Genomic DNA, 25,016 nt, shown 5'->3' with positions numbered 1-25,016 from the left:
CGGTCAGGGGAGGGACCAGAGCTGCCTGGTCACTACGTAGAAGATGACGACCCAGGTCAGGGTGAGTGCGGCGACAACTGCGAGGCCCTGGAGGTTCGTCTTCGCGGCCGGCGCGTCCGGGGGTGGCCGCAGCCACCGCTTCAGCAGCCGGTTCACGTAGTACGGCATGGTGAAGAAACTCATGATGAAACTGGACAACAGGTTGCCGACGAGCAGCCCGAGCCACAGCGGCATTTTCAACGGCGACAGCGCGAGGGTGAGCACTACGACGGTCGGGTAGAGACCGACCCAGACCGCGATGGCCGTCTTGGTGTCCGACGGAGCGGGAGCGGTGTTGCCGTTCTCGTCGAAGACGAACCAGCTGCCGAACGAATTGTCGATGGTGCGCAACTCGAAGTCGCTGAACTTCTCGCCCTCGGCGAGGAGTTCCCGGCGCCGGTTCGAGGTGAGCCACCTGGCGAGGTTCGCGGAGGTGTCGAAGCGGTAGAGCGCGGTCCATTCGTCCTGAATGCCTTCGATGGGACGGAAGAGCTCGCTGCCGCGGAAGCCTTCGAATTTGGCTTCCTCCTGGGTCAGGTGCTTCTGCCACGCAACGAAATCGGCGACGCTGTCGTGATTTACGCGGTGGGTGACGACAACTGTGACGAGCGGATCCGTAGCTTGCGTGCCGCCGCTGATGACCTGCTGGGTGGCCGGGCCGTCGAAGTATTGCCTGCCCTTGTCGAGAAAGTCCTGACGGGTAGCGCTGTTTATCCAGGCCTGCAGGTGGGCAACGGAATCGAAGCGGTAGACCACGACCCATTCGGTTTGCGCGGCGGTCGGGGCGGCGATCTCGGCGCCGAGAAATCCGGCGTAACCGGAGGCCGCGTCGTTCAACTCCTGCTGCCAGGTTTTGAAAGCCTGCCCGAAACCGGCGCGCACCTTCTGGCCGATGATGACAGTCGCGGCATTGTCGGTGAGGTCGGCTTCCATCACGATCTCCTCACGGCTCAGCCCGCACTGAAACCGGTGTCTTCGTCGAGCCGGCGGTAGATGCGCTCCGGCGTGAACGGCAACGCTCGATATCGGACCCCCGTCGCATCCTCGAGTGCGTTGGCCAGTGCAGGCGCCACCGGGTTGATGCAGCATTCCGCGATGCCCTTCGAATGCATCGGCCCGACAGAATCGGTCGAGTCGACAGTGAGCACCTCGGTGCGGGGAATATCGGCATAGGTCGGGATGCGGTAATTGCGCAGGTTCGGATTGACCATGACGCCGTTTTCGTCGACGTGGAAGTTCTCGGTCAGCGCGAAGCCGATGCCCTGGGCAACGCCGCCCTCGATCTGGCCACGCACCTGCGCCGGGTTGATGACGATTCCTGCGTCGGCGGCGTGCACGCTATAGAGGATTCGGATCTCACCCGTCACCCGGTGTACGGCGATGCGGAAGCCGTGACTGTTGAAGACCACGCTGCGCGGCGACCCGAAAGCCTTGCGCGCCTCCGTCAATCGTATGCCGCGCCGACGCGCCAGCTCGACCAGCTCGGACAGGGACACGCGGCGGCCGTCGCAGACGACCCCGTCGTCGTCCATCGAGCACGACGCGACATCGACCCGCTCATGCGCTGCGGCAAAGGCCAGGATCCGATCGCGCAGGGCCTCGGCTGCCCGCAGTACCGCGTTCCCGGCGACGAAGAGGCCGGCGCTGGCGAATGCCCCCGTATCGAAACCCGTTCGGTCCGTGTCGGACTGCACGATGCGTATCCGCGACGGCGTGGTGCCGAGCTGGTCGGCCGCGATTTGCACGTGGGCGGTCGAGGTGCCCTCACCGAATTCGACGGTGCCGATGGCAAGCTCGTAGACGCCGTCATCGCCGAGGGTCAGCCATGCCTCGGAGAGATGGTCGGTCGGTGGCGCGGTCTCGTGCAGCGAGCTGGCGGCACCCGTACCGATGAGCCACCCGTCTCCCGGTGGCGGCGCGTCGGCGTTGCGCCGGAGGGCCGTGTCGACGAGATCGATGCACTGTGAGAGGCCGTCCTCGCTGAACATGACGTCGTCGGGCCCGTCGTCGAGCGCGATGAGGGCGTCACCGGGACGCACGATATTGCGCCGCCGTAACTCGAAAGGATCCATGTCGAGCGCGATCGCCAGCTCGTTGATAGCCGACTCCACCGCGAACGCGGGCTGGGTCATGCCGTAGCCGCGCAGTGCGCCGCTGGGCACCGTGTTCGTGTAGACCGAGTAGGCGTCGAACTTCTTGTTGGCGCAACGGTAGATCGCCATGGCGGCCCCACCCGCGAACAGGGTCTCGCCTCCGTGGTTGCCATAGGCGCCCGTGTTCGACACATTGCGGACCTGGAACGCGGTGAGCGTGCCGTCGGCCCGAGCGCCGAGCTTGATCGTGAGCGCCATCGGGTGTCGCGGTGACGCGGTGGTGAATTCCTCCTCCCGGGTGAACTCGAGACAGACCGGCCGCCCGGTGTCCAAGGCGGCGAGGGCGACCAGATCCTCGGAGATAACCTCTTGCTTGCCGCCGAACCCACCGCCGACCCGCTTGCTGAACACGCGCAGCTGATCGGGACGGAGATCGAAGAGATAGGCGAGCTTGCCTTTGGCGATCGACGGGGACTGCGAACTGGTGCGCACATGCAGGCGACCGTCATCCATCCATGCGATCGATCCGTGCGTCTCGAGATGTGTGTGCTGCACGCGCGGTGAAAAGTATGTGCCCTCGTGGATCACGTCGGCCTCGGCGAACCCCGCTTCGACGTCACCGATGTGTCCGTGGATCTCGAGCAGAATGTTGTGCTCGGGATCGTGCATGAACGGATCGCCCGAGCCGTGCAGTGGGGGAGCGCCGTCGGCCATCGCCTCTTCCGGGTCGAAGACCGCGGGCAGCACCTCGTACTCGACAATCACCGCGCGGCAGCCCGCTTCCGCGGCTGCGACGGTGTCGGCCAGCACCGCGACCACCCGTTGACCGACGAAACGTACCGTGTTGTCGAGGATGTAGGTGTCACTTGGATCGACGAGGTGATCGGTGTGTATCGCCGTCGTGAACCGCTTGCGCGGCACATCCGCCCAGGTATACACCCGATGCACACCGGGTACCGCGAGCGCCGCGGTCTTATCGATGGACACGATGCGGGCATGGGCGTGGGGTGAGCGCAACACCTCGAGATGCAGCATGCCGTCGATGGCCGTGTCCATCGTGAACTCGGCACGGCCCGTCACCACCTCGGTGGCCGCCGGCGCGCCGGCGCTCACGCCGACTGCTCGGCCCGGCCGGGCGACCTGGATCTCGGCGACGCCGTTTATCGCATCTTCGATCGCCCGGTAGCCGGTGCAACGGCAGAGGTTTCCTTTCAGTGCGCGGGGCAGGTCTGCCTTCTGGGCGTCGGTGAGCGCCACCGCGGTCATGATCATGCCCGCGGTGCAAAAGCCGCACTGGAAGCCTGGGGCGTCGCGGAACTGCCGTTGCATCGGGTGCAGGTCCTCCGGCGAACCGAGGCCTTCGATCGTCGTGACTGCACACCCGTCCGCACGAAACGCGGGCGTGATGCAGCTGTGCACCGGAATGTTGTCGAGCCACACCGTGCACGCACCGCAATCGCCTGCGTCACAACCTTTCTTGACGCCGTGGTAGCCGAGCGAGCGCACGAATGTGCGCAGGCATTGACCAGGGTTCGGCTCGTCGTCGAAGGTGGTTCCGTTCACGGTGTATGTCATGGCGGGCATCCTTCGGCGAGTTCGACGCGGATCTCCTCGGCGAAGTGCCGGGCCAGGTGGTGACGATGGTCGGGCGTGCCGTTCGGGTCGCTGAACCACAGGTCTTCGGGTATCGCATCGATGCACTGCCGCAGTTCCTCGGCGTCGGGCATGGTGTCGAACGTCAGGCGCACCGGACGGGTGGTGCCCGCCGTGATGGTCAGCAGCAGGTCGGCGGTGCCGGGCGACTGGGTGGCGATCATGAACAGCGTCGAGCGACCCAGGTGCGTGAGGGTGAAACGCCGGTGCGTGTGCCGCTTGCGAAGCGCGCTGACCGGGATGTCGATGTGCCGCAAAATCTCGCCGGGGGCGAGGACATTGCGGTGGTCGCCCGTGACAAAGGCGGCCGCGTCGACGGCGCGTTCGGACCCGTCCGCAGCCCACACTGTGTACGTGGCTTCGAGCGCGACCGTCATGGTGATCATCGGGCCTGCGGGCAGCGACATACAGATGTTGCCACCCACAGTCGCCGCATTCCAGATCTTGAACGACGATAGGAACGCCTCGCAGCTGGTGGCGAACAGCGAGCCCGCACGCCAGTCGCTGGGCGGCACGAAGGCCGCCAGCTCACCGATGGTGCACGTCGCGCCGATCTCGAGCCCGGCATCGCTGGGCATCAAACTGTCCCAACCAAGTACGGTGAGATCGACGAGACGGCGCAGCTGCGGCTGCTCGGTGGAGAACAACCATGTTCCGCCGGCGAGCCACGCGTCACCCTCGCGCCAACCCGCACCCGGTCGGTCCGGAGGGCGCCGAACGATGTCGGTGATCGTGTTGAGATCCATAGCGCTGCTCCCTCGAAGAAGGTGCCGTGCTGCCACTCGCCCGCGAGTTCGATCCTGCCGCTATTCGCCCTGTCGGGCGCGTCGCCGTTCATGTGTTCGCCTGGCGTCAACTTACCCGATCTACCAGCACCGACTCAGGAAAATGCCGTTGTAGTACCAGGGGTCGTGCTACCGCGACTCGGACCTCACGCTCGAGCAGCACCCAGCGCTGTCGCGACGTGTCGGTGCGACACCGTTGGCATTCGACCGGTGCAGACCTGCACCCAGGGCTCGCACCATCGGCCCCGCAAGACCTCCGACCGAGTTGGTCGGGTTCGTGGGGGCTATCGATGTCCTGGTCGCAGCGATCTGCGGATCATCGTTGGGCCGCAGTGCGGGGGAGTTGACGCTTGCCCCCGAGCACCTCGGCGATCAGTGCGTCATAACCAAGGCGGATTTCTTCGAGACGATTGCGAGCTCGGCGCGCCCGCGTATCGTGCTCCGGTAGCGCCCGGGTGGCGTGTTCGGCGTGTACGAGCCGCTCCGCGAGTCGGTCGACGACGGGCCCGAGTCCTTCGGTGTGCATGGTCGGACCGGTGTGTGCGGTCGGCACGTTTCGGCTCACCCACAGGTCGATCGCGCGCATCAGGGTGGATCGGTGGGTGTCGATTTCGGCTGTGCGCGTGGGCTCGTCGATGCGTCGGCGGTGCAGGCTGCCCGCGTGACTCGCCGACACCGCGAGTGGGTGGTTGTTCGACCGGTCGTCCTGGATTGCGTCCAGAAGTTCATCGGCGCTCGGTAGCAGTCCAGGCCTGCCTGCCGCCGTTGCCATCTGTGGCTGCCGAAACTGTTGTGCGTCATGGATAGTCATCTGTGCTCCGCTCGCAGACGCCGCTCCAACAGGCGTCGCCGTTAGGGATTCGATCCATGCCCTTAGTCGTCGTCCAGGTCGGCCGACATGAATGCGGCGGCCGCCAGCCAGCGATCACACGGCAGCGTGTGTTCGGCGGCCAGGATCGCTCGTGCGGTGAGGTCGTTCAGGTCCGGTTCGGCGCCTTGGGGCCGGCAGCAGTGATGGCCGGCGGCGATCCGCATCCCGGCTGCCGGCACGGTTCCGGAGACGGGCTTGCGGGCTGAAATGGGTTGCGGTGCCGAGGCTTTCCTGCGCATCTCGTCGTCGGCGATCGGTCTGGTCGTCATCAGCCGATGCCCCTCTCCGGTTGCGGGGACTGCGAGCGATGACACCCGCTGCCTCGGCGTTCCGTGATATCGTGAATGTGTTAAATGTACCGTGATTATCACGCTTCAGGAAGCGGAGTGGCGATATCGGTGCCGTTGAATATGTTGGGGGCCATGGCTACGCGACTGCGGACCGCACGAAAACTGTTGCTGGGACGCGAGATCGAGCACATGATCAAGACCGCTGGCATCAGTCAGGCCGATGCGGGGAAGATCATCGAGGTAGGCCAGAGCCGAATCAATGGGCTCATCAATGGCATTGGCACGATCTCGGTCGGCGATCTCGAAAAGTTGGCGGGCGGGCTGGGTTTCGGTGACGCACGCTACGTCGACACCCTGCTCGAGCTCAGGCGTGACAATCATCGCCGCGGCTACTGGAGCACCAGCCATCGACGCGCGTACAGCGAAGAGCTACGACTACTTGTCGATCTGGAGGCGCACGCCGATCTGCTACGCACGGCCGAGTCGGAGATCATGCCCGGGCTCGTGCAATGCGAGTCCTACATTCGTGCTCTGCACAAGCCCGAGATCCCCGGCGCGGGCGAGGCCGATGGCAGCACTGTCGAAGACTCGGTACAGGCGCGACTGGCCCGGCAGGAAGTCCTGGTCAAGCGTAATCCGCCCGAGTTCCGCGCGATTCTGTCCGAGTCCTGCCTGCGTCGCGAATACGGTGATCGCAACGTCATGCTCGATCAGCTCGAGCACCTGCACGAGCTGTCTCGACGACCGAACATCCTTATCCAGGTGCTGCCGTTCGCTATCCCGACCAACGGTGCGGGCATGGAGGACCGGTACACGTTGATCCGAGTGCCTTCGCCCGGTGCCGCGGGAGACCTCGAGATGGCCATCGATGAACTGCAAGGCGACATCCGCTACATCGATGAAAAACCCGCCGTCGCGCGCCGCGAGACCGTGTGGTCGCGGCTGAGCGCCGCCGCACTCAGCGCCGAGGACTCACGGCAGTTCATGGAACACGTCGCCCGCTCCTTTCGTCGCAGAACAGCCAACCGGTCGTAGCCGCACGAACAGGAGCCCCCATGGCCACCAACGACTTCGAGTCCCGCGAGATCGACCCGCGTGTGCCGTCGGCCGCCCGCCTCTACCACTACTACCTGACCGGCGAACCGGTCTTCGATGCCGACAAGCTGTTCGCCGAACGGGTTTTCGCACGCTTCTCCCACCTCGACACCTGGGCGCACCACAATCGCGAGTTCCTCGGGCGCGCTGCGCGATTCATGGTCGAGCAGGGTATTCGGCAGTTTCTCGACATCGGCTCCGGCCTGCCGACCGGCGGAAACACCCACGATATCGCCCGCGAGTCCGCTCCCGACGCGCGTGTCGTCTATGTCGACAACGACCTGGAAGCGGTGAACCGCGCCCATGACCTGCTGCTGCAGCAGCACGCGCTCGACACGACAGCCATCGTCGAAGCCGACCTGCGCCACCCCGATGCGATCCTCGATCACGCGGACACGCGCCGTCTCATCGACTTCGACCAGCCGGTCGGCTTGCTGATCGTGAGCGTGTGGCCCTTCGTGGCGGAGTCCGAACGGCCGCTGGAGCTGATGGCTCGATTGCGCGACCGGCTGCCGTCCGGCAGCTACGCAGCCATGGCCCATGTGTCGCTGGAGGACGTGGGCACCGAGATACAGCGGCAGATGGCTTCGGCCGCCGAGCTGTACGACGAAACCTCGGATCCGGTCACGCTGCGCAGTCGCGCGCAGTTCGCGGCGCTCTTCGACGGCTTCGAACTGGTCGAGCCCGGCATCGTCTACGCCCCGGACTGGCGACCGGACCTAGCCGTCGATGTCGATCATCCGGCGCGGCCGTGTAATTTCGCCGCCGTCGGCTATATGCCGTAACACGGGGCGGGCAAGGACTCGTGAGTCCCTGTGCCGCCCCAGCTTTACCCCGTAGAAAGGAACGACAATGGAGCCGACCTTCACTATTGGCGAATTCATCAAGGCTGCGGCCAGTTCACCCAACCAGAACTGCGTCCGAGTCGCCCGCCGGGACGGCTGGACCGCCGTCTGGGACGACAAACTGGCCGCCGAGCACACCAGCCTGGATACGGCCCTGCCCGGCGAGCAGCTGCTGTATTTCACCGATCAGCAGTTCGACTCTTTTCAAGAGGGCCTACGTGCCGGGCGAGCCGACCTGTACTTGACCACGCGACATGACGACGGCGTTTACGTATTCCGTGCGGATGCTGCCGCACCGCAGCCGGTCGACGGCGTGGAACTGCACTTCAGCGCGGCGGAGGTCGAGGCATTCCGTTCGGGAGTGCTCAATCGGGAATTCGAGCGGACCCGGTTCCGCTGACGCCGTGCCCACGTGTCACTCGGGCGACCGCGGTGCTGTTGCCCGAGTCACTGTCGTAACGACTGTGCGCCGCCGTCTTTGGGAACGCTTTTGCTGCCATTGAGTCAGTTGGGCAATATGCTTCTCGTCATGCCATTGACTGCCAAGCAGCGAGCCACGCTCGGCCTCATCTGCGATACCTTCACACCGGGAGACGGGGCCGAGCTGCCGTCCGCGACGCAGATAGGCGCGGTCGATGTCGTCGAGCAGTTGCTCGAGCGCAATCCGAGTGCGGCCGACGGGAAGGCTTTCGACCTGCTGCTGAATGCCTGGGATTCCCGCACGTTCGGTCTACTCACTGGCCGCGGCGCGCGCCGCTTCTCCTCGCTGACGCCGCAGGACCGTGAGCAGGCACTGCTCGGCCTCGGTAGCTCCCGTATCGCTCGTAAGCGCGCGTTGTTCCAGGCGCTGAAGTCCGCGGCAATCACGGCCTACTACGTGGCCTCCGGGCCGACAGGCATCCATCCCGCCTGGGAGCGAATGGGATTCACACCGCCGCCGGGACCGCTGCCCGACGCGCCCGCCCCAGGATTGCGGCCGGTGCAGCCGACCGAGGACACCACCCTGGATTGCGACGTCGTGGTGATCGGGTCCGGCGCAGGCGGCGGGACCGCGGCCGGGGTGCTTGCCGCGGCCGGTCTGGCAGTGGTGGTCGTCGAACGCGGCGGCTATTACGACGACGCGAACTTCGGTTCCGGTGAGCTCGACGGATTGCTGCGTTTGTACGCTCCGGGTCCAGCCACCACTGCCGAGGGGCAACTCGGTCTCGTGGCAGGCACCTGCCTCGGTGGCGGTACCGTCGTCAACTGGACCACGTCGTTCCGCACACCCGACTCGGTGCGCGACGAATGGGCGAGCCTGGGCGCCAAGCAGTTTGCCGCCGACGAGTTCACCGAGGCGCTGGACGCGGTGGAGCGCAGGATCTCGGTGAATCGCGACCATTCCGCCATCTCCGCCCGCGACACTGTGCTGGAGCGCGGTGCGACCGAGCTCGGATGGCATATCGATGCGATGCCGCGGAATGTCCGCAATTGTGATGCTGGAATCGAGTGCGGTCGTTGCGGGTTCGGCTGTCGGATCGGCGCCAAACAATCTGTCGCGAAGACGTGGCTGGCCGACGCCGCCGAAAACGGCGCGCGCATCCTGATCGGCACCGATGTGCGAAAGATCGTGGTGGACAATGGTTCCGCGGCCGGTGTCGAAGCCGTCACCACCGACGGAAAGTCGATCACCATCAGATCCCGCGCTGTTGTCGTTGCCGCGGGCGCGATTCAGACGCCTGCGCTGCTGGGCAGATCCGGCATCACCGGCAAGAATATCGGCCGATACCTGCGGTTGCACCCGGCCACCGCGGTGTTCGGGACGTTCGACGAAGAGATACGGCCGTGGGAAGGCGGCATGCAGACCCGCTACTCGACGCAGCATGCCGACCTGGACGGCGCGGGTTACGGCGTCATCTACGAGACCGGGCCCATGACACCGGCCATGTCGGTGGGCTTCATGAATTGGAGTGGTGGCGCTCAGCATCGCGATGCCATGCTGAATCTCGCGCACACCGTCGCAGTGGGGGTCATCACACGCGACCGCGATCACGGCCAGGTGTCGACCGATCGCGATGGCGAAGCAGTGGTCCGGTACCGATTGTCGGAGTACGACAAGAAACATATGCACGCCGGAATCGAAGGCGCTGCAAGACTTCTCGAAGCTGCGGGAGCGCGGCGAATCTCCTCGGGACACCAGGCGGGGCCGGCATACGAGCCGGGTGTGCAGGGTTCCTACGACGAATTCGTCGCCCAGTGCCACAGTGCGGGCTACGACCCCGGTCGGTGCGCGATGGGCGCGCTGCACATCATGGGCTCGGCCAGGATGGGTGGATCCGCGGCGGATTCGGCCACCGACCCCGATGGTGTGGTGTGGGGTTACTCGAATCTCGTTGTCGCGGACGGATCCTGCTTCCCCACCGCATCCGGTGTGAATCCGATGGTGTCGATCGAAGCCATCGCCTATATGAACGCCACCCGGCTCGCTGCGCGCTTGCGTTAGCGGAGCGGCTCGGGCTCCCGCGCCGCCCTCGCATCGAAATCCTCACGGGCGGTGAGGATTTCGATGTGGTGCCGCTCCGACCACATGCCCATGGCGTGGCTGAGTTCGCCGAGGCTGGCGCCGAGTTCGGTGAGCGAATACTCCACGCGGGGCGGGACTGTCGGATACACGTCGCGGCGGACGAGGCCGTCGCGTTCCAGACCGCGCAAGGTCTTGGTGAGCATCTTCTGGGTAATGCCGTCGAGACGGCGCCGCAGGTCGTTGAACCGTATCGGGCCCTCGCTCTTGCGCAGTACGCCGAGCACCAGCAGCACCCATTTGTCCGCGAGGACGCTGAGTACATCCCGCGCCGGGCAGTGCCGGAGGTAGCTTTCGACCAGGTTCGGGGAGGGTTCCCACTCCCAGGTAGTTTCCATTGGGTACCTCGGTATCGAAAAGGTGCCTTCTTCCCAATTGATACTAGACCGCCTGAGAATCATGGGCATGCTGGCAATTACACAGAAGACATACGGCGGTCCCGAAGTTCTCGAGGCGGTGGAGGTCGATCGGCCTCGACCCGGGGCGGGCGAGGTGCTGGTCCGGGTGGCCGCGACCGCGGTGAACGCGGCGGACTGGAAGGTGCGGTCGGGATTGATCCGCGAACTCGGAGATCCGCCCTTCACTCTTGGCTTCGATGTGTCCGGAGTCGTGGAAGAGCTCGGTCCGGGCACGACGCGGTTCCAGCTCGGCGCCGAGGTGCACGGCGTGGTGTTCAGCCGATTCGGCGCGTACGCCGAATATGTTGTCGCACAGGAGGTTGCCCTTGCCGCCAAACCGACGACCCTCGATCACGTGCACGCAGCGGCATTGCCGACCGCCGCGCTGACGGCCTGGCAGGCCCTCGCGGATCTCCGCCCGGGCCAGCGGGTGCTCGTGCACGCGGCTGCGGGTGGAGTAGGCCATCTTGCGGTACAGATAGCCAAAGTCCGCGGCGCGCATGTGGTCGGCACCGCCCGCGGCAGCAACCACGAATTCCTCCGCGACATCGGGGCCGACGAGCTGATCGACTACACCACAACCGATTTCGCCACCGCAGTGCAGAACATCGACGTAGTGCTCGATCTTGTCGGCGGGGAATACGGCTCGCGCTCACTGCCGGTGCTGGCTCCGGGCGGTCGCCTCATTGATGCGCAGGGCAACGATGCCGAAACCGACCCTCGGTATCGCCGCCACTATGTCGTGCCGTCGGGCACCGGTCTGGAGGAGATCACGGCCGCTGTCGAACGTGGCGAACTCCGCGTCGAGATAGATCAGGTGATGAGCCTGTCGGAGGTCGCAAAAGCTCATCAACTCAGCGAGTCCGGCCGGGTCCGGGGAAAGATCGTCTTGATCCCATGGAACCCGCCACACTGAGCATGCGCGCGGTCAGGTGGTGACGACGAGTTTGCCGGTGGCGCGGTCCGATTCCAGATAGGCGTGCGCTTCCTGGATCTGGTCGAGGGTGAAGACACGGTGGAGGGGAACCTGCGCCATGCCCGAGGCGACGGTGTCCAGGAAGCCCTGCAGGACCTCCGCAGGCAGATCGCCCACATCGCCACCGTAGGCCGCGAGCCGGACGCCGCGCGGAAGATAGCCGATGGGATAGAAGTTTTCGACGGTCCACTGATTCGACAGCATGCCGGTGAAGCAGACCACGCCGTGAAATCGCGTGGCGCGCAACGTGTCGGGCAGGGTCGGCGTGCCGACGAGCTCCAATGCGGTATCGACGCCGCCGTCGATCAGCTCGCGCACCTGCTTCGCGATCTCACCGGTGTCGAGGAGGACATGATCGACGCCGATGGCCGTCAGCGCCGCGGCCTTGGCCGGATTGCGGGTGGTCGAGAGCACGGTCATGCCGCGCTGTTCAGCGAGAATTGCGGTGGCCATCCCCACCGAGGAGGTGCCGCCGCGGATCAGGATCGATTGGCCGCGCTGGGCGTCGAGGCCGACCGTGAGCGAGCCGTAGGCCGTCTGCAGCATTTCCGGCACCGCACCCAGCGTGGCCCAGTCCAGGTCGCTGCTGAACGGAATGACCTGTGCGACAGGGACACAGGTGTATTCCGCGTAGCCGCCGTCGTAGGTGCGCCCCATGTCGCCCATCATCGCGGCGACTTGCTGCCCGGTCTCGAACTCGCCACCTGGGCAGGCCGCGACCTCGCCAACGGCTTCGATCCCGAGCACACGCGGAAAGGTCACCCCCTCGGCGAGCCCGAGCCGGGTATGCAACTCGGAACGATTGAGCCCGAATGCCCGGACGCGGATCAGCACCTGGCCGCGCTGTGGAGTCGGTATCGGCAGGATACGCAAGCGCAGCGCCTCGGGCGGTCCGGGTGCGTCCAATACCGCCGCGCGCATCGTTTCGGGTGCTTCGGTCATCTGGGCACGCTCCTCACATAGATGTTCGGCGCTATCGAACACTCCGCGGTGATCACACCATTATTGGGCGAGATAACCGCCATCGACGGGGAGGATCACGCCGGTGATGAAGGATGCGGCGTCAGAGGCCAGGAAAGCGATGGCTTCGGCTACTTCGTCGGGTTCGCCGAGCCTGCCCATGGGGTGTTTGCTCGCCATATCGGAAATGTACTCGGGTCCGCCCGGCTCCTCTTCCAACGCCCGGACGCGTTCGGTGCGGATGGTGCCCGGAGCGACCGCGTTCACGCGAATCCCACTGGTCGCCCATTCGATGGCGAGATGTTTGGTGAGGCCGGAGGCGACGTATTTTGCGGGACCGTAGGCGGCTTGCCGAGCTTGCCCTGCCAGGCCGCTGATGGACGACACACACACGATGGCGCCGCCGCATCCACTGGCCGTCATATGCTCGATGGCGTATTTGCAGGTCAGGAACATGCCGCGACCGTCTACCGCCATGACGCGGTCCCAGTCCGCTGCGCTGGTTTCCACAATGCTCGACAGCGGGATGATCCCGGCATTCGCAACGACCACATCCAATCGGCCGGTGGCGTCGACTGCAGTGCGGATCATCGTGCGCGCGTTCTCGGGCCGGGAGACGTCTCCGGTGACGGTCACTATGGTGTGGCCCTCCGCGGCCAGCGTCCGGCGCAGCGTGTCCAGGCCGACCTCATTGATGTCGGTGGCGGTGACGGCAGCGCCGCGGCGGGCCAACAGTACGGCGGTGGCGTTGCCGATGCCGCTGGCGGCGCCGGTGACGACACAGGACTTTCCGGCAAAACTCGGTGTAGCCATGATGATCGCTCCCCAGTGTTGTGAGCGGACGGTGTCGGCCTACGAGACGCCTCAGCTAATGGGCCGCGTCGGCAAGCCCGCGCTACCGGGCGAGCTTGCCGGAGGCCCTGTCTACCCAGTTCCGTTCGCACCCAGCGGCATTGAGGGCATCAATCTGCGAGTCATCTTTCTGCCTGCGGGTCGACACCCGCGCGTATCCGAACCGCGCCGTGCCCCGGACTGTCCCACAAAGGGTCGACACGTCCGGTTGTGTCCCGCAGATATCGCAAATGGGTTGTGGCCCAAGGCGTATGTCGCGCAAGCTGCGGATTTCCGGAGGATGTCGACGCGGCCGTCGGTGGGACTCAACGATCGTTTCCGACTCACGATGCTTCATCTCAGTCTGTTCGCCGCACGTCGGTGGTTTCGGCAGTGACCCGCGCTCCGGTCTGGCTTTGGGGGTGTAGCTCGGCGATGCGTCGGCCGTCGCGGTCTACGAGTGTCGAGTGGGGCTCGTCGTCGGTGAAGGCGTGGCGTTCTCCCCACTGCCGCATGGCGACGATGGTGGTGAACAGGTCCTGGCCGGCTTGGGTCAGCTCGTAGACGTGTCGTTTGCCGCTCGGGGTGGCGCTGGTGGTGAGGATGCCGTGGTCGAGGAGTCGGCGGAGGCGGTCGGTGAGGATGTTGCGGGCGATCCCGAGTCGCTGCCGGAATTCGGTGAATGATGCCGGTCCGTCCATGGCGTCGCGAACGATGAGGAGGCTCCACCGGTCGCCCACCAGGTCGACGGTTCGAGCGACTGGGCATGTGGGGTCGGTCCACTCGCGGTCGACGCTGGATGTGGGTGCCATGGGTGACCTCTTCTTGGGTTGCAATTCGAAACCATTATTCCCTAACCTGAATTGGTTTCATTTTGCTACTCTTTTGGAGGTGTGATGGCGACAGGGGTCACGCAACCGCAGCGGTTGGTTCTGGCGTCGGTGTGTGCCGCGGCGGTGTCCACGATCTACGCGATCCAGCCGGTCCTGGAGGCAGCGGGTGCCGAGCTGGGGTTGTCGCTGGAGTCGCTGGGCTGGCTGGTCGCCGCCGGGCAGATCGGCTACTTCGCCGGGCTGGTTCTGTTGGTACCGCTCGGTGATCTGTTGAACCGACTCCGGCTCATCGGCGGGCTTCTGGCGCTCACCGCGGTGGGGGCCGCGATCACGGCCGCCGCACCGAACGGCGTCGTCGCGGTGGTTGGGCTTGCGGTCGCCGGGGTGTTCGCGGTCGTCGTGCAGGTGACGGTCGCCTATGTCGCTGCCGTGTCTCCGCCCGGTGAACGCGGCCGCAACATCGGCGCGGTCACTTCAGGTGTGGTGATCGGCATCCTCGGTGTCCGCGTCATCGCGGGGGTCCTGGGTGACACGCTCGGCTGGCGGGCCGTCTACGTCCTGCTCGCCGCGCTGTGCGCGGCGCTCGCCATCATTGCCCGGGCGGGCCTGCGCCCGGACGTTAGAACATCCGGCGATCGCTACGCACAGATTCTGAGGTCGATGGGACACCTCGTGGCCACGGATCGACTGTTCCTGGGCCGGGGCCTGATCACCTTCTTTCTCTTCGCATCCTTCGGAACCCTCTGGAGCGGCCTTGCGCTTCCGCTCGGTGCCGAACCCTGGTCCTTCGGCACCACCGAGATCGGGCTCTTCGGACTGGCGGGACTCGCGGGAGCCGTCGGTGCCGCCCGGGCGGGCAGATGGGCCGATGCCGGTCATGCCCAGGCGATCAGTGGTTGGTCGCTGCTGATACTCGCCGTGTCCTGGCTGCTCATCGCTCAGACCGGGCCGACTCTGGTGCTGCTCATCGCCGGCGTCATCGTGCTCGACTTCGCCGTCCAAGCCGTGCACGTCAGCAGCCAGCATCTGCTGACCACCGCGCACCCCAACCGCGCCAGCAGCGTCATCGGCGCCTACATGGCCTTCTACTCCCTCGGGTCCGCCTTCGGAGCGGTCACGACCACTTGGGCGTACACCTCGTGGGGATGGTGGGCCTCCTGCCTGTTCGGTGCCTTCTACGCCCTGTCCGGTTTGGTCGTGTGGGGGCTGGCCCAGCTCGTGGGCAGCTCGCGCACCGCCGCCACGACCTCTCCAGAGTCCGTACAGGTTTCACAAGATTCGTCGCCACGGTCGTAATCGTGCGGGTGTCGGCTGTCGTCGTAGACTCGCCGATTCTTGATTCCGGTGATCCGCTGCAGATCCAGCGACCTGGGTACCGCCAGGCTCGAGATCAATTCGTCGGTGGAGCGGACGGTTGCCGGTGTATTATCCGCGATCGACTCGAAACGGGTTCGCCGCATAGCCGGTGCCGCTGTGTTGCTGTGGCTTTCGACGACGCTGTCGCGGAACGGAGGGTCGCGATAGCCGCCCGCATTGTTGGCAAGAACATCGATCCGGTCGTACTGTGCCAGGACCGCTTTGCCGAGCTGCCGCACTGATGCCTGTGCGGCGAAGTCGCATTCGAGAGTGTCGAGGCCGCAGGCGCCTGTGGCTCGATCCGACTGCGCTGCGGCGGCCAGCTTGCGCGGATTCCGTCCGCCGAGAACCAGATAGTGGCCTTCGGCGGCCAGCTGCTGAGCGGCCTCCGGGCCGATACCCGAGGTAGCCCCGGTGATCAGGATCGTCTTCATAGCGGCCACCCTGTCACACGTTTTCGGGCCGGTTGTCGATCCCGACCGGCTTCGGATCGCTGACCGCATCTGTCGAAAGGTATTGCAGCGGAACGGGAATCGAGCAAGCGTGCAGGTCGATGGGTGTGGTCTGGGCGCTGGGCCCCTGTTGTGTACAGGTGAACCGAGCGCAGTTCAGTGGGGGACACAGGGGTTGGTAGGGGCCTTTCCCGAGCTCGATCGCTGAGTCCAGGGGCTGGGTTAGAGGTGCGCGGCTCTTCGAGTCGGGCCGACGTGTGGATGTTTTTCGACGCCATCGACCGGACGCTGGTGTACGCCGATTCGGCGCGTCACGATCGTCGGGTCGGGAAACTCGCTTGGTCGTATACGATTCGATGGTTTTTCGGAACGATCTGGGCAATTCATCCACGGGAGTAGTTGGTACTCACTATCATCCGGAGTCTGCCTGATCCGAGAGGTCGAAACTTACTCGCCCGTAAGGGCTGTACCGGTGCTCGTTCGAACACTAGAATTGGAGCTCGGTCTACATAACGCAGTTGGTGACAGGTGCCGGGCCGTTCGGTCCGGTGTAGGAGCTCCATCGAACTGGTTGCACAGCCTTACCGATACGTCATGTCCCATAGATCGCCACCTCGATCCGGATAGCCGACTCGATTTACCGAGCGGCCCTTCTGTTATCGAATCATGCGTAGCGAACGTTAATCGCTCGAGTATTGATTGGCTTGATTCGTAGTGACACCGGCATCGAAAGCCGGCCATAAATTACATGGGAGGGAGGGGGTCTGGATGACGACCGCGAAAAATTCGGCATCCTTACATCACCGAGCCGGGGAAATCCTGGCGCGGTCCCGACGGATGTGCGAACCGTTGTTGCGGGATTCGGTCGAGGCACTGCCTGATCCTTTGCGTCTCATGGCCGGCTATCACTTCGGCTGGTGGGACGCGACGGGGACGCCGACGCGAACCAGACCAGGGAAGGCGCTACGTCCGGCGCTGACCCTCTGTACAGCAGCCGCGGTGGGCGGCGTGAATGCGCACGCGCGGCACGCCGCGACGGCAGTCGAGCTGGTGCACAATTTCTCCCTCCTCCATGACGACGTCATGGATGTCGACCGGCTGCGGCGTGGGCGTCCCGCGGTGTGGGCGACCTGGGGGATTTCCGACGCCATCCTGCTCGGTGATTCGCTGCATGCCCAGGCGGCCAGATTGTTGGCGACGAGTCTGCCTGCGGCGATGGCGGCCGCTGCGGTCGTCAGGCTGGAGGCGGCCGTGATCGAGATGTGTCGAGGTCAGAACGAAGACTGTGCCTTCGAGTCGAGCTCGCGGATCGATGTGGACGACTACGTGCACATGGCGATGGGCAAAACGGGCGCCTTGATGGGTTGTGCGTGTGCCCTCGGCGCGATGTGCGCGGGCGCCGATGCCGCCACCATCACGGCGATGGACGAATTCGGGCGGCAACTAGGGCTGGCCTTCCAGTTCGTCGACGACGTCATCGGCATCTGGGGTGATCCGGCACGCACCGGAAAGTCCGCGAATGATCTGGCGCGCCACAAACTGTCGCTGCCTGTCGTTGTCGCACTTGCCATGCACAATGGCGCGGCGGCTGAGCTGGCCGACATCTATCGGCACGGCCCGACTTCGGCCTCGATAGACGTTATCCGCGCAACGGCTCTCATTGATCGTGTCGGTGCGAGAGAATTGACGCAGCAGCATGCTGACCAACGGGTGCGGGCGGCAATCGATGCGCTACCCGAAAAAACCTCGGCCGATGATCTGATGGCGTTGGCTCACCTGGTGAAACGTAGAGATCGATAGACAGCGCATGAATTCGTCGACGCCTCTGTATTCGGCAGAGGTGGCGATTCTTATTGCCTAGGAGGGGATTGTCGACATTTCATTGAATTCATGAAAGATGTTGGCAAACAACACTATTCCGCACTGTCGTCGATATTAGAATGGTCGCGTGGTCGAATTCCCGCTCTCGGCCACAGGATCATGACAGGCTCCGTGCTCGGGCTGTCGAGTGTGTTCGGCCGCCGGCGAACAACCCACCACAGCGAAAAGGTGCCGCTATGGCTATCGATCCCGAAATGACCCTCACCGACGAGCCCGACGCTTCTTCTTGGCGAGTCGGACAGCTGTCCCTGAGTACCACTGCGCCCCGAAATCTGGCCACCACCACGAAGACTCCGCCGCAAATGGCCGGGATCACCTCCCGGTGGCTGGTGCGGCAACTTCCTTGGGTGGAGGTATCCGGCAGCACGTACCGAGTCAACCGCCGGCTCACGGTGCGCACCGGGCGGGAGCGGGTGTCATTCATCCAGCCCGGCGCCGACCAGGTGCGAGTCGTTCCCGAGACGCTGACGGAGATTCCCGTACTGCGCGGCTTCGATGATCCGGCACTTTGCAAGACCGGTCTGCCCGACGAGTACGGACCCGGCGTGCGTTTCATGGGCGTCGACGACCGCGCCGTCCTGCAGTATCTGGTCACCGCGTACGACGCGGTGGCGATCTTGGTCCCCGACGCCATCGGGATTATGGAGCACGTCGACACCGCCGCGGCGAGAAGCTGATGCCGATGTCGAGGCACCGGACAGTACTGCTGGCGGCGCCACGGTCGTTCTGCGCCGGCGTCGAGCGCGCGATCGAGACGGTGGAACATCTGCTTGCCGCCCCCGACCGGCACGAGCCGGTGTATGTCCGCAAGCAGATCGTGCACAACGCGCACGTGGTGAACGATCTCGCCGGCCGCGGCGCGGTGTTCGTCGAGGAGCTGGATGAGGTTCCGCGTGGCGCGACAGTGGTGTTCTCTGCGCACGGTGTTTCACCACTGGTTCGCCGACAAGCTGCGGAGCGTGGGCTGAGGGTCGTCGACGCCACCTGCCCGCTGGTCACCAAGGTCCACACCGAGGCCAAACGCTTCGCTGCGCGCGGCGACACGATCGTGCTCGTCGGGCACGCCGGGCACGAAGAGGTCGAGGGGACCTTCGGGGAAGCGCCGGAATCGACGGTGGTTATCGACAGTCCCGATGATGTTGCCACGCTGCAGATCCCGGACGGAGCATCGATCGCCTACCTCACCCAGACAACCTTGTCGGTGGAGGAGACCGAACGCACGGTGCGGGCGTTGCACGACCGCTTTCCGCAGCTCCGCGGTCCCGGCAGCGCCGACATCTGCTACGCCAGCACCAACCGGCAGCATGCGGTCGAAGCTATTGCCGGACGCAGCGACCTCGTCCTGGTCGTCGGTTCTAACAATTCGTCCAACTCGCAGCGCATGGTCGAGGTCGCCGAGCGACACGGTATTCCGGCGTATCTCATCGAAGACGCTGCCGCGATCGACCCGGAGTGGCTCACGGTGGCGACGGTGATCGGTCTGTCCGCGGGGGCTTCCGCGCCGCAGCGGTTGGTCGACGAGGTTATCGATGCTTTGCGCTCGATGGGTCCGGTCACGGTCCGTGAGCACCGTACCGCCGTGGAGGACATCACCTTCGCAGCCCCGACACCCGTCAGGCGCCGATCATGACAGCACTGGTGCCTATTGCCGCCGCCTCGTCCGCTGCGGTGCTCGGACGGTTGGAAACCGTGTGGCCGCGTCCAGGTCGATATCCATCGGCTCGCCAGTCGTGTCGAAGCCGCGTTCGAAGGGTTCCCGCATCCGTTGCGGGTCGCCGTAATGGGTTGCGTTGTCAACGGTCCCGGCGAGGCCCGCGAGGCCGATCTCGGCCTCTCCTCGGGCAACGGCAAGGGGCAGATCTTCGTCAGGGGCCGGATCATCCGGACCGTCCCCGAGCACCTCATCGTCGACGCATTGATCGAGGAAGCGCTCGCCCTCACCCAACAGGCAGACCTCCACGAAACGGGGACGACACCGTGACTGCATCTGTGCAAATCGCCGAACCGCTCGATCTGCAGGCCATCCGCGGACAGGTGGATGCCGTGTTGGGGGATTTTCTGCGCGACAAGGCCCGCACCGCCGGGGCACTTCGGCTACCCGAGGAGATCACTCGGCCGCTGCATACCTTTCTGTTTGCGGGAGGCAAGCGGATCCGGCCGCTGCTGTGCGTTCTCGGCTGGTACGCCGCGGGCGGCAGCACGGAGCCGCCCGCGTTCGTCATCAAGGCCGCGGCGTCGCTGGAGATGTTCCACGCAGCGGTCCTGATCCACGATGACATCATCGACAACAGCGATACGCGCCGCGACAGACCGACAGTCCACCGCGCGTTGGCCGAGCTCTACAACGACCGACCCGATCCGAGCAGGTTCGGCGCGGACGCTGCGATCGTCCTCGGCGATCTCGCGCTGGTCTGGTCGGCCGAACTGCTGAACACCGCCGAGCTCTCGGCCACGCAACGCGCCGCGGCCCGCACGGTCGTCGACGCGATGCGCAGCGACGTGATGTACGGCCAATACCTTGATTTGCTCGCCACCGGCCGGCCTTCGAACGACATCGATCGCGCGCTGCAGATCATCCGTCACAAGACCGTCGCCTACACCTTCGACAGCCCACTGCAGCTCGGCGCCGCGATCGCCGATGCGGGCGCGCGGGTTCACGACGCCCTTACCAGCTATGCCCGCCCGCTCGGTGAGGCTTTCCAATTGCAAGACGATCTGCTGGGCGTGTACGGAGACCCCGCACACACCGGCAAGTCCAATCTCGATGATCTACGCGACGGCAAACACACTGTCCTGATGGCGATTGCGCTCGAGCGCGCAGACGCCGAACAGTCCGCGCGCCTGCACACCCTGCTCGGCGACCCCGAACTGGATGACCGGGGTGCGGCCATGTGCCGGGACATCGTTGCCGCCACCGCCAAGGAAACCGTCCACCGGATGATCCGAGCACGGTGGGCCGAAGCCAACCGCGTGCTCGACAAAGCCCCCTTTCCCACAGTGGTGATCCAAGCCATGCGCCACATCGCCGATGACGCCATAGCGCGCACCAAGTGAAAGGCCGGAGTCATGACGTATGTGATCACCCAGCCGTGCTGCAACGACGCGAGCTGCATCGCCGGATGTCCGGTCGACTGCATCCGGCCGACACCGGACCAGCCCGAGTTGCCACCGCCGAAATGCTCTACATCGACCCCGCCACCTGCATCGACTGCGGAAGTCGCGTCGACGCCTGCCCGGTGGGTGCGATCTTCTCCGAAGACGATCTCGTGCAATCACTTCGGCGCTATGCCGGGATAGGTCGTGCGGGCTGGCACTCCATCGACAGGGCGGAGCGTACTCGTGGCGCCTCGACCGGCCGATCGCGAGTGAAGATCACCGACCCCGATGCGTTGGTGGCAGCCGCACGCCCGCCGCAGGAAGCCACCCACGCCGGTACCGCCTCCTGATTCCGACACGTCGCCCGTCCGAGGAGACCTCATGCAGCCTTTCGAATTGCCCGAGTTCTACATGCCGTATCCGGCGCGGCTCAATCCGCACCTCGACGGCGCACGCGCCCACACCAGGCAATGGGCCGCCGAGATGGGCTTCTTCGAACCGCAAGAGGGGCGCCACATCTGGGACGAGGACGATCTCGAGCGTCACGACTACGGTCTGCTGTGCGCGTACACCCATCCCGAGTGCGACGGTCCCGAACTGGATCTGATCACCGACTGGTATGTCTGGGTCTTCTACTTCGACGACCATTTCCTCGAGTTGTTCAAGCGCACCAAGGACACTGCGGGCGCGAGGCACTACCTCGATCGACTGCGCGACTTCATGCCGATCGCGGGTGGCGCGACGCCGGAGCCGACCAACCCGGTGGAGCGTGGACTCGCAGATCTGTGGGCTCGCACGGTGCCGACCATGTCGGTCGGCTGGCGGCGGCGATTCGTGGCGACGACCAGGGCGCTGCTCGAGGAATCACGATGGGAGCTGGCCAACATATCCGTAGGGAGAATCGCCAATCCGATCGAATACATCGAGATGCGGCGAAAGGTCGGCGGCGCACCGTGGTCGGCCAATCTTGTCGAGCACGCCATCGGCGCGGAGATCCCCGCCGAACTGGCGGGAACCCGCCCGCTGAAGGTACTGCGCGACACCTTCTCCGACGGCGTGCACCTGCGAAACGACATCTTCTCCTACGAACGCGAAGTCCAGAACGAGGGGGAGAACGCCAATGGGATCCTCGTGGTCGAGCGGTTTTTCGATTACGAGACGCAACAGGCCGCGGATCTCATCAACGATCTGCTGACCTCCCGGGTGCAGCAGTTCGAGCACACCGCGGTGACCGAATTGCCGATGCTCTTCGCGGAACTCGGTGCCGGTCCACGGGAGCAAGCGGCCGTGCTGGCATACACCAAGGGCCTTCAGGATTGGCAATCCGGTGGTCACGAATGGCATCTGCGCTCGAGTCGATACATGAACAGCAACGGTGTTCGCGCCTCGACCGACCCGCTCGCCATGCTGCTGAAACCCCGGGGGCTCGGTACCTCGGCCTTCATCGCGCCCCTCGCCGGGCGGCTGGGACTCGGTAGGTCGAAGAGCTTCATTCATCCCGACCGCGAGTCGGTCGGCCCCACGCCGCTGCCGCAGTTCTACATGCCCTACGCGGTTCAGTTGAATCCGCATCTGGACACCGCCCGCGAGAACCTGGTGGCGTGGGCGCGTGGCATGGGTTTCTTCGACCCGGTGGTCGGTGTGGTGGGTCCCGGTCTGTGGCGCGAGCAGGATCTGCGTGACGGCGATTTCGCCCTCTGTTCCGCGGGTCTCGATCCCGACGCGACTCCCGCCGAGTTGGACTTGTCGGCTTCCTGGCTGGCTTGGGGAACCTATGTCGACGACTACTACCCAACTGTGTTCGGCCGGGACAAAGACATTGTCGCCGCGAAGCTACAGGGGCGGCGACTGTTGGCCTGCATGCCGATCGATTCGGCCGGGGCACCCGCGACCTACGGTCCGATGGAATCGGCGCTCGCCGATTGTTGGCAACGCACGACGGCAGACATGGCAGTCGACCAGAAGTCGGCGTTTCGGGCCGCTGTCGTGAAGTTCCTCGATGCATGTGAGTGGGAGATCGCGAACACCGTGCTGAACCGAATCCCGGATCCGATCGACTACGTGGAGATGCGCAGACATACCTTCGGGTCGGACCTCACCATGGCACTGTCGAGACTGTCGCACGACGATCTCGTTCCGCCGGAAATCTATGCGACACAGACGATCAGGGACCTGGAGAATACGGCAGGCGACTACGCGACGATGGTCAACGACGTGTTCTCCTACCAGAAGGAGACAGAATTCGAAGGCGACTTCCACAATGCTGTGCGCGTGATGCAGAACTTTTTCGGCTGTAGCAGAGATCAGGGGGTCGAGATCGTCGACAAACTCCTGACCGCTCGCATGCGTCAGTTCGAACACGTGGTCGCCGATGAACTGCCCCGCCTGTACGAGGAACACGGTCTCGACGAATCCACTCGCCGGGGCATCGATCGGCGTGCGGCCGAATTGCAGGACTGGATGGCGGGAATCCTGAACTGGCACATCGCCGTCGGCCGATACCAGGAGCCACAACTCCTGGCCCGCTACCAGCCCGGCCGGTCGCTTCGAACGATCGGTGATCTCCACCCGCAACGATTGTTCGCGCGCTCGGCGGCGCCTGGTCTCGGCGCGGGGATCTCCTCGGCCGGCTGAGGATGGCGCGAGCGCCGAGTCACGCCCGTTCGACCGGGTAGAGGTGGTGGGTGCCGCGAAAACCTTTCAGTTCTACTTCGCGCCCTTGCTCGACGACGATGTCGGGTTCGCCGTCGACGGCGTCTCTGACCGCTGCGCTGATGAGGATTTCGCCGCCGTCGGCCTGGCCGGCCACCCGCGCCGCCATCGCGACATTTCGTCCGAACAGGTCATCGCCGCGCCGGACCGATTTGCCCATGTGAATGCCGATGCGCACGCGAACCCGCTCGGTACCGATGGGTTTGACCCCCTTGCCGAGTGCACTCTGGACATCCAACCCGCACCGCACCGCCTGCTCCGGGTGGGCGAAGGCGATCATGAAGCCATCCCCCTGGCTTTTCACAATGTGCCCACCGTGCTCGGTGACGAAGTTGCGGATCATCCTGTCGTGGCGGTCGAGCAGCTTGACCCAGATGCGATCACCGAGCCGCTCGTTGAGGGCGGTGGAACCTTCGATATCGGAGAACGCGATCACGACGTGGCCGTCCGGAGTCAGCCGGGCGAGGTCAGGGCGTTCGACTTGGGCCCAGTCCGCCAGTTCTTCGACCGAGCTCAGAACCGCGCCGCGGAACCCCTTCTTACGCACCAGATTCGCGGTCTCCCATACGGTCTTGACCGCCTCGCGACTACCGTTCATCCAGAGCGATCGGGAGTCGACCTTCCGCTGCAACGCCTCGAATTGGCGACGGCTGCGGACGAGCAGCACCGACAACGCCACCAGACCAACGGCTTCGAATACGATGACCGCCACCAGCACGAGCTCGATCATGATTGCCCCTGGTATTCCGTCCTCGGCGACTGCAATGTTTCGCGGCAAGTATTCCTCATTCGTGCGGCAAACTTTGCCGGCATCGAGGAGGTGTTCGACGGTGAGCCCCAAGGGTGACCAGGATGCTGCAGGCCGGCGGCTCCGGATCGGTCGAGTTGACCCGCCCGGCGCCGCGTGTGCGGAGCCGGGCGGGCCGCTTCCCCGTGCGCCGCGTGGACGCCGCCACGTCCCACGGCGAAGTCAGCATAATCTCGTTGCCGGGTGCTGGACCAGTCGACACACCCACGCTGACGCATCACATGAAGCGGCAATCGGTGCAATGGTGCACACGACGCGCGATTGCAGTCGATGTAGGCCGAATCTGGGTGTGTAGGAGGCCCATTCGTAGCTTTTGGTCAGTGGCGAGTCAGCGCTGAGGTAGTGCCGTCTGCTTCGGCGCAGTGGATTCGGCAGCGGGCATCGTCGAGCCTGCTGGGGCAGGGGCGGCCGTTCTCGGTGGGCAAATCCCTGTCATCCGGTTGGCTGGGTCAGGGGAGGTGCATCGAGCCGTGCGGAGCCTG

General features: G+C 65.0%; 22 protein-coding genes and 3 pseudogenes. 13 read left to right on the top strand and 12 right to left on the bottom strand.

Features of this window, described 5'->3' with window-relative positions; translation table 11 throughout:
- Positions 1-3 precede the first annotated feature (3 nt).
- From OHA42_RS24995 to OHA42_RS24975, 5 genes are all read right to left on the bottom strand, one after another.
- Positions 4-972: an antibiotic biosynthesis monooxygenase gene (locus tag OHA42_RS24995; RefSeq protein ID WP_406230283.1), complete on the bottom strand. Its 969-nt coding sequence runs from the start codon at positions 970-972 to the stop codon at positions 4-6.
- A gap of 17 nt (positions 973-989) precedes the next feature.
- Positions 990-3,707: a molybdopterin-dependent oxidoreductase gene (locus OHA42_RS24990; RefSeq protein WP_406230282.1), complete on the bottom strand. Its 2,718-nt coding sequence runs from the start codon at positions 3,705-3,707 to the stop codon at positions 990-992.
- Positions 3,704-4,531: an FAD binding domain-containing protein gene (locus OHA42_RS24985; RefSeq protein WP_406230281.1), complete on the bottom strand. Its 828-nt coding sequence runs from the start codon at positions 4,529-4,531 to the stop codon at positions 3,704-3,706. Before OHA42_RS24985 ends, OHA42_RS24990 begins: the two co-directional genes overlap by 4 nt.
- Before the next feature lie 355 nt (positions 4,532-4,886).
- The gene (locus OHA42_RS24980) at positions 4,887-5,381 is read right to left on the bottom strand and encodes a DUF4254 domain-containing protein (protein WP_406230280.1); all 495 of its coding nucleotides are present in this window, start codon (positions 5,379-5,381) and stop codon (positions 4,887-4,889) included.
- A gap of 62 nt (positions 5,382-5,443) precedes the next feature.
- On the bottom strand, positions 5,444-5,710 hold the full coding sequence (locus OHA42_RS24975) for a hypothetical protein (protein ID WP_406230279.1): 267 nt from the start codon (positions 5,708-5,710) through the stop codon (positions 5,444-5,446).
- Positions 5,711-5,863: 153 nt separating this feature from the next.
- Between OHA42_RS24975 and OHA42_RS24970 the strand changes: the two genes are divergently transcribed.
- The 4 genes from OHA42_RS24970 (at position 5,864) to OHA42_RS24955 (ending at position 10,153) form a co-directional block, all read left to right on the top strand.
- Positions 5,864-6,766, top strand: coding sequence for a helix-turn-helix domain-containing protein (locus OHA42_RS24970; RefSeq protein WP_406230278.1), 903 nt, complete (start codon positions 5,864-5,866; stop codon positions 6,764-6,766).
- A 20-nt stretch (positions 6,767-6,786) separates the two neighbouring features.
- A complete protein-coding gene (locus tag OHA42_RS24965; RefSeq protein ID WP_406230277.1) occupies positions 6,787-7,611 on the top strand; it encodes an SAM-dependent methyltransferase in 825 nt (274 codons plus the stop codon).
- 67 nt (positions 7,612-7,678) lie between these two features.
- Entirely contained in the window at positions 7,679-8,071 is a 393-nt protein-coding gene (locus tag OHA42_RS24960; RefSeq protein ID WP_406230276.1) for a hypothetical protein, read from the top strand.
- A 129-nt stretch (positions 8,072-8,200) separates the two neighbouring features.
- Positions 8,201-10,153 carry a GMC family oxidoreductase N-terminal domain-containing protein gene (locus tag OHA42_RS24955; protein ID WP_406230275.1) on the top strand — a complete coding sequence of 651 codons (1,953 nt, stop codon included), beginning with the start codon at positions 8,201-8,203 and terminating at the stop codon, positions 10,151-10,153.
- On the opposite strand, the gene OHA42_RS24950 is transcribed toward OHA42_RS24955, so the two are convergent.
- Positions 10,150-10,569, bottom strand: coding sequence for a winged helix-turn-helix transcriptional regulator (locus OHA42_RS24950; RefSeq protein ID WP_406230274.1), 420 nt, complete (start codon positions 10,567-10,569; stop codon positions 10,150-10,152). The genes OHA42_RS24955 and OHA42_RS24950 overlap by 4 nt on opposite strands.
- A 67-nt stretch (positions 10,570-10,636) precedes the next feature.
- Between OHA42_RS24950 and OHA42_RS24945 the strand changes: the two genes are divergently transcribed.
- A complete protein-coding gene (locus OHA42_RS24945; RefSeq protein ID WP_406230273.1) occupies positions 10,637-11,545 on the top strand; it encodes an NADP-dependent oxidoreductase in 909 nt (302 codons plus the stop codon).
- Between the two features lie 12 nt (positions 11,546-11,557).
- On the opposite strand, the gene OHA42_RS24940 is transcribed toward OHA42_RS24945, so the two are convergent.
- The 4 genes from OHA42_RS24940 to OHA42_RS24925 form a co-directional block, all read right to left on the bottom strand.
- A complete protein-coding gene (locus OHA42_RS24940; RefSeq protein WP_406230272.1) occupies positions 11,558-12,547 on the bottom strand; it encodes a zinc-binding alcohol dehydrogenase family protein in 990 nt (329 codons plus the stop codon).
- Between the two features lie 60 nt (positions 12,548-12,607).
- Positions 12,608-13,378, bottom strand: coding sequence for an SDR family NAD(P)-dependent oxidoreductase (locus OHA42_RS24935; protein ID WP_406230271.1), 771 nt, complete (start codon positions 13,376-13,378; stop codon positions 12,608-12,610).
- 82 nt (positions 13,379-13,460) lie between these two features.
- Positions 13,461-13,754: a recombinase family protein gene (locus OHA42_RS24930; protein WP_406230270.1), complete on the bottom strand. Its 294-nt coding sequence runs from the start codon at positions 13,752-13,754 to the stop codon at positions 13,461-13,463.
- A 1-nt stretch (position 13,755) separates the two neighbouring features.
- Positions 13,756-14,208 (bottom strand): winged helix-turn-helix transcriptional regulator, encoded by a 453-nt coding sequence (locus OHA42_RS24925; RefSeq protein WP_406230269.1) that lies wholly within the window; start codon positions 14,206-14,208, stop codon positions 13,756-13,758.
- Between the two features lie 84 nt (positions 14,209-14,292).
- Between OHA42_RS24925 and OHA42_RS24920 the strand changes: the two genes are divergently transcribed.
- The gene (locus tag OHA42_RS24920) at positions 14,293-15,525 is read left to right on the top strand and encodes an MFS transporter (protein ID WP_406230268.1); all 1,233 of its coding nucleotides are present in this window, start codon (positions 14,293-14,295) and stop codon (positions 15,523-15,525) included.
- A gap of 224 nt (positions 15,526-15,749) precedes the next feature.
- On the opposite strand, the pseudogene OHA42_RS24915 reads toward OHA42_RS24920, so the two are convergent.
- Positions 15,750-16,019 (bottom strand): annotated as a pseudogene (locus OHA42_RS24915) (SDR family NAD(P)-dependent oxidoreductase); the annotation flags it as partial.
- A 786-nt stretch (positions 16,020-16,805) separates the two neighbouring features.
- On the opposite strand from OHA42_RS24915, the gene OHA42_RS24910 reads away from it, so the two are divergent.
- From OHA42_RS24910 to OHA42_RS24880, 7 genes and pseudogenes are all read left to right on the top strand, one after another.
- Positions 16,806-17,837: a polyprenyl synthetase family protein gene (locus OHA42_RS24910; RefSeq protein WP_406230267.1), complete on the top strand. Its 1,032-nt coding sequence runs from the start codon at positions 16,806-16,808 to the stop codon at positions 17,835-17,837.
- 257 nt (positions 17,838-18,094) lie between these two features.
- Positions 18,095-18,595, top strand: coding sequence for a hypothetical protein (locus OHA42_RS24905; RefSeq protein ID WP_406230266.1), 501 nt, complete (start codon positions 18,095-18,097; stop codon positions 18,593-18,595).
- Between the two features lie 5 nt (positions 18,596-18,600).
- A complete protein-coding gene (gene ispH / locus OHA42_RS24900; protein WP_406230265.1) occupies positions 18,601-19,548 on the top strand; it encodes a 4-hydroxy-3-methylbut-2-enyl diphosphate reductase in 948 nt (315 codons plus the stop codon).
- Positions 19,549-19,608: 60 nt separating this feature from the next.
- A pseudogene (locus OHA42_RS24895) lies at positions 19,609-19,899 on the top strand (flavodoxin-dependent (E)-4-hydroxy-3-methylbut-2-enyl-diphosphate synthase); the annotation flags it as partial.
- Entirely contained in the window at positions 19,896-20,972 is a 1,077-nt protein-coding gene (locus OHA42_RS24890) for a polyprenyl synthetase family protein (protein WP_406230264.1), read from the top strand. The pseudogene OHA42_RS24895 and the gene OHA42_RS24890, both read left to right, overlap by 4 nt.
- A gap of 12 nt (positions 20,973-20,984) precedes the next feature.
- Positions 20,985-21,214, top strand: a pseudogene (locus OHA42_RS24885) (ferredoxin family protein); the annotation flags it as partial.
- Positions 21,215-21,395: 181 nt separating this feature from the next.
- The gene (locus tag OHA42_RS24880; protein ID WP_406230263.1) at positions 21,396-23,648 is read left to right on the top strand and encodes a germacradienol/geosmin synthase; all 2,253 of its coding nucleotides are present in this window, start codon (positions 21,396-21,398) and stop codon (positions 23,646-23,648) included.
- 19 nt (positions 23,649-23,667) lie between these two features.
- On the opposite strand, the gene OHA42_RS24875 is transcribed toward OHA42_RS24880, so the two are convergent.
- Complete coding sequence (locus tag OHA42_RS24875; RefSeq protein WP_406230262.1) at positions 23,668-24,456, bottom strand: adenylate/guanylate cyclase domain-containing protein; 789 nt, start codon at positions 24,454-24,456, stop codon at positions 23,668-23,670.
- Positions 24,457-25,016: the final 560 nt, after the last annotated feature.

It is taken from the genome of Nocardia sp. NBC_01009, assembly GCF_045208035.1.
Lineage (GTDB): Bacteria > Actinomycetota > Actinomycetes > Mycobacteriales > Mycobacteriaceae > Nocardia.
Note: the sequence above shows the minus strand (reverse complement) of the source record. Positions and strands in the feature narration are given on the sequence as shown.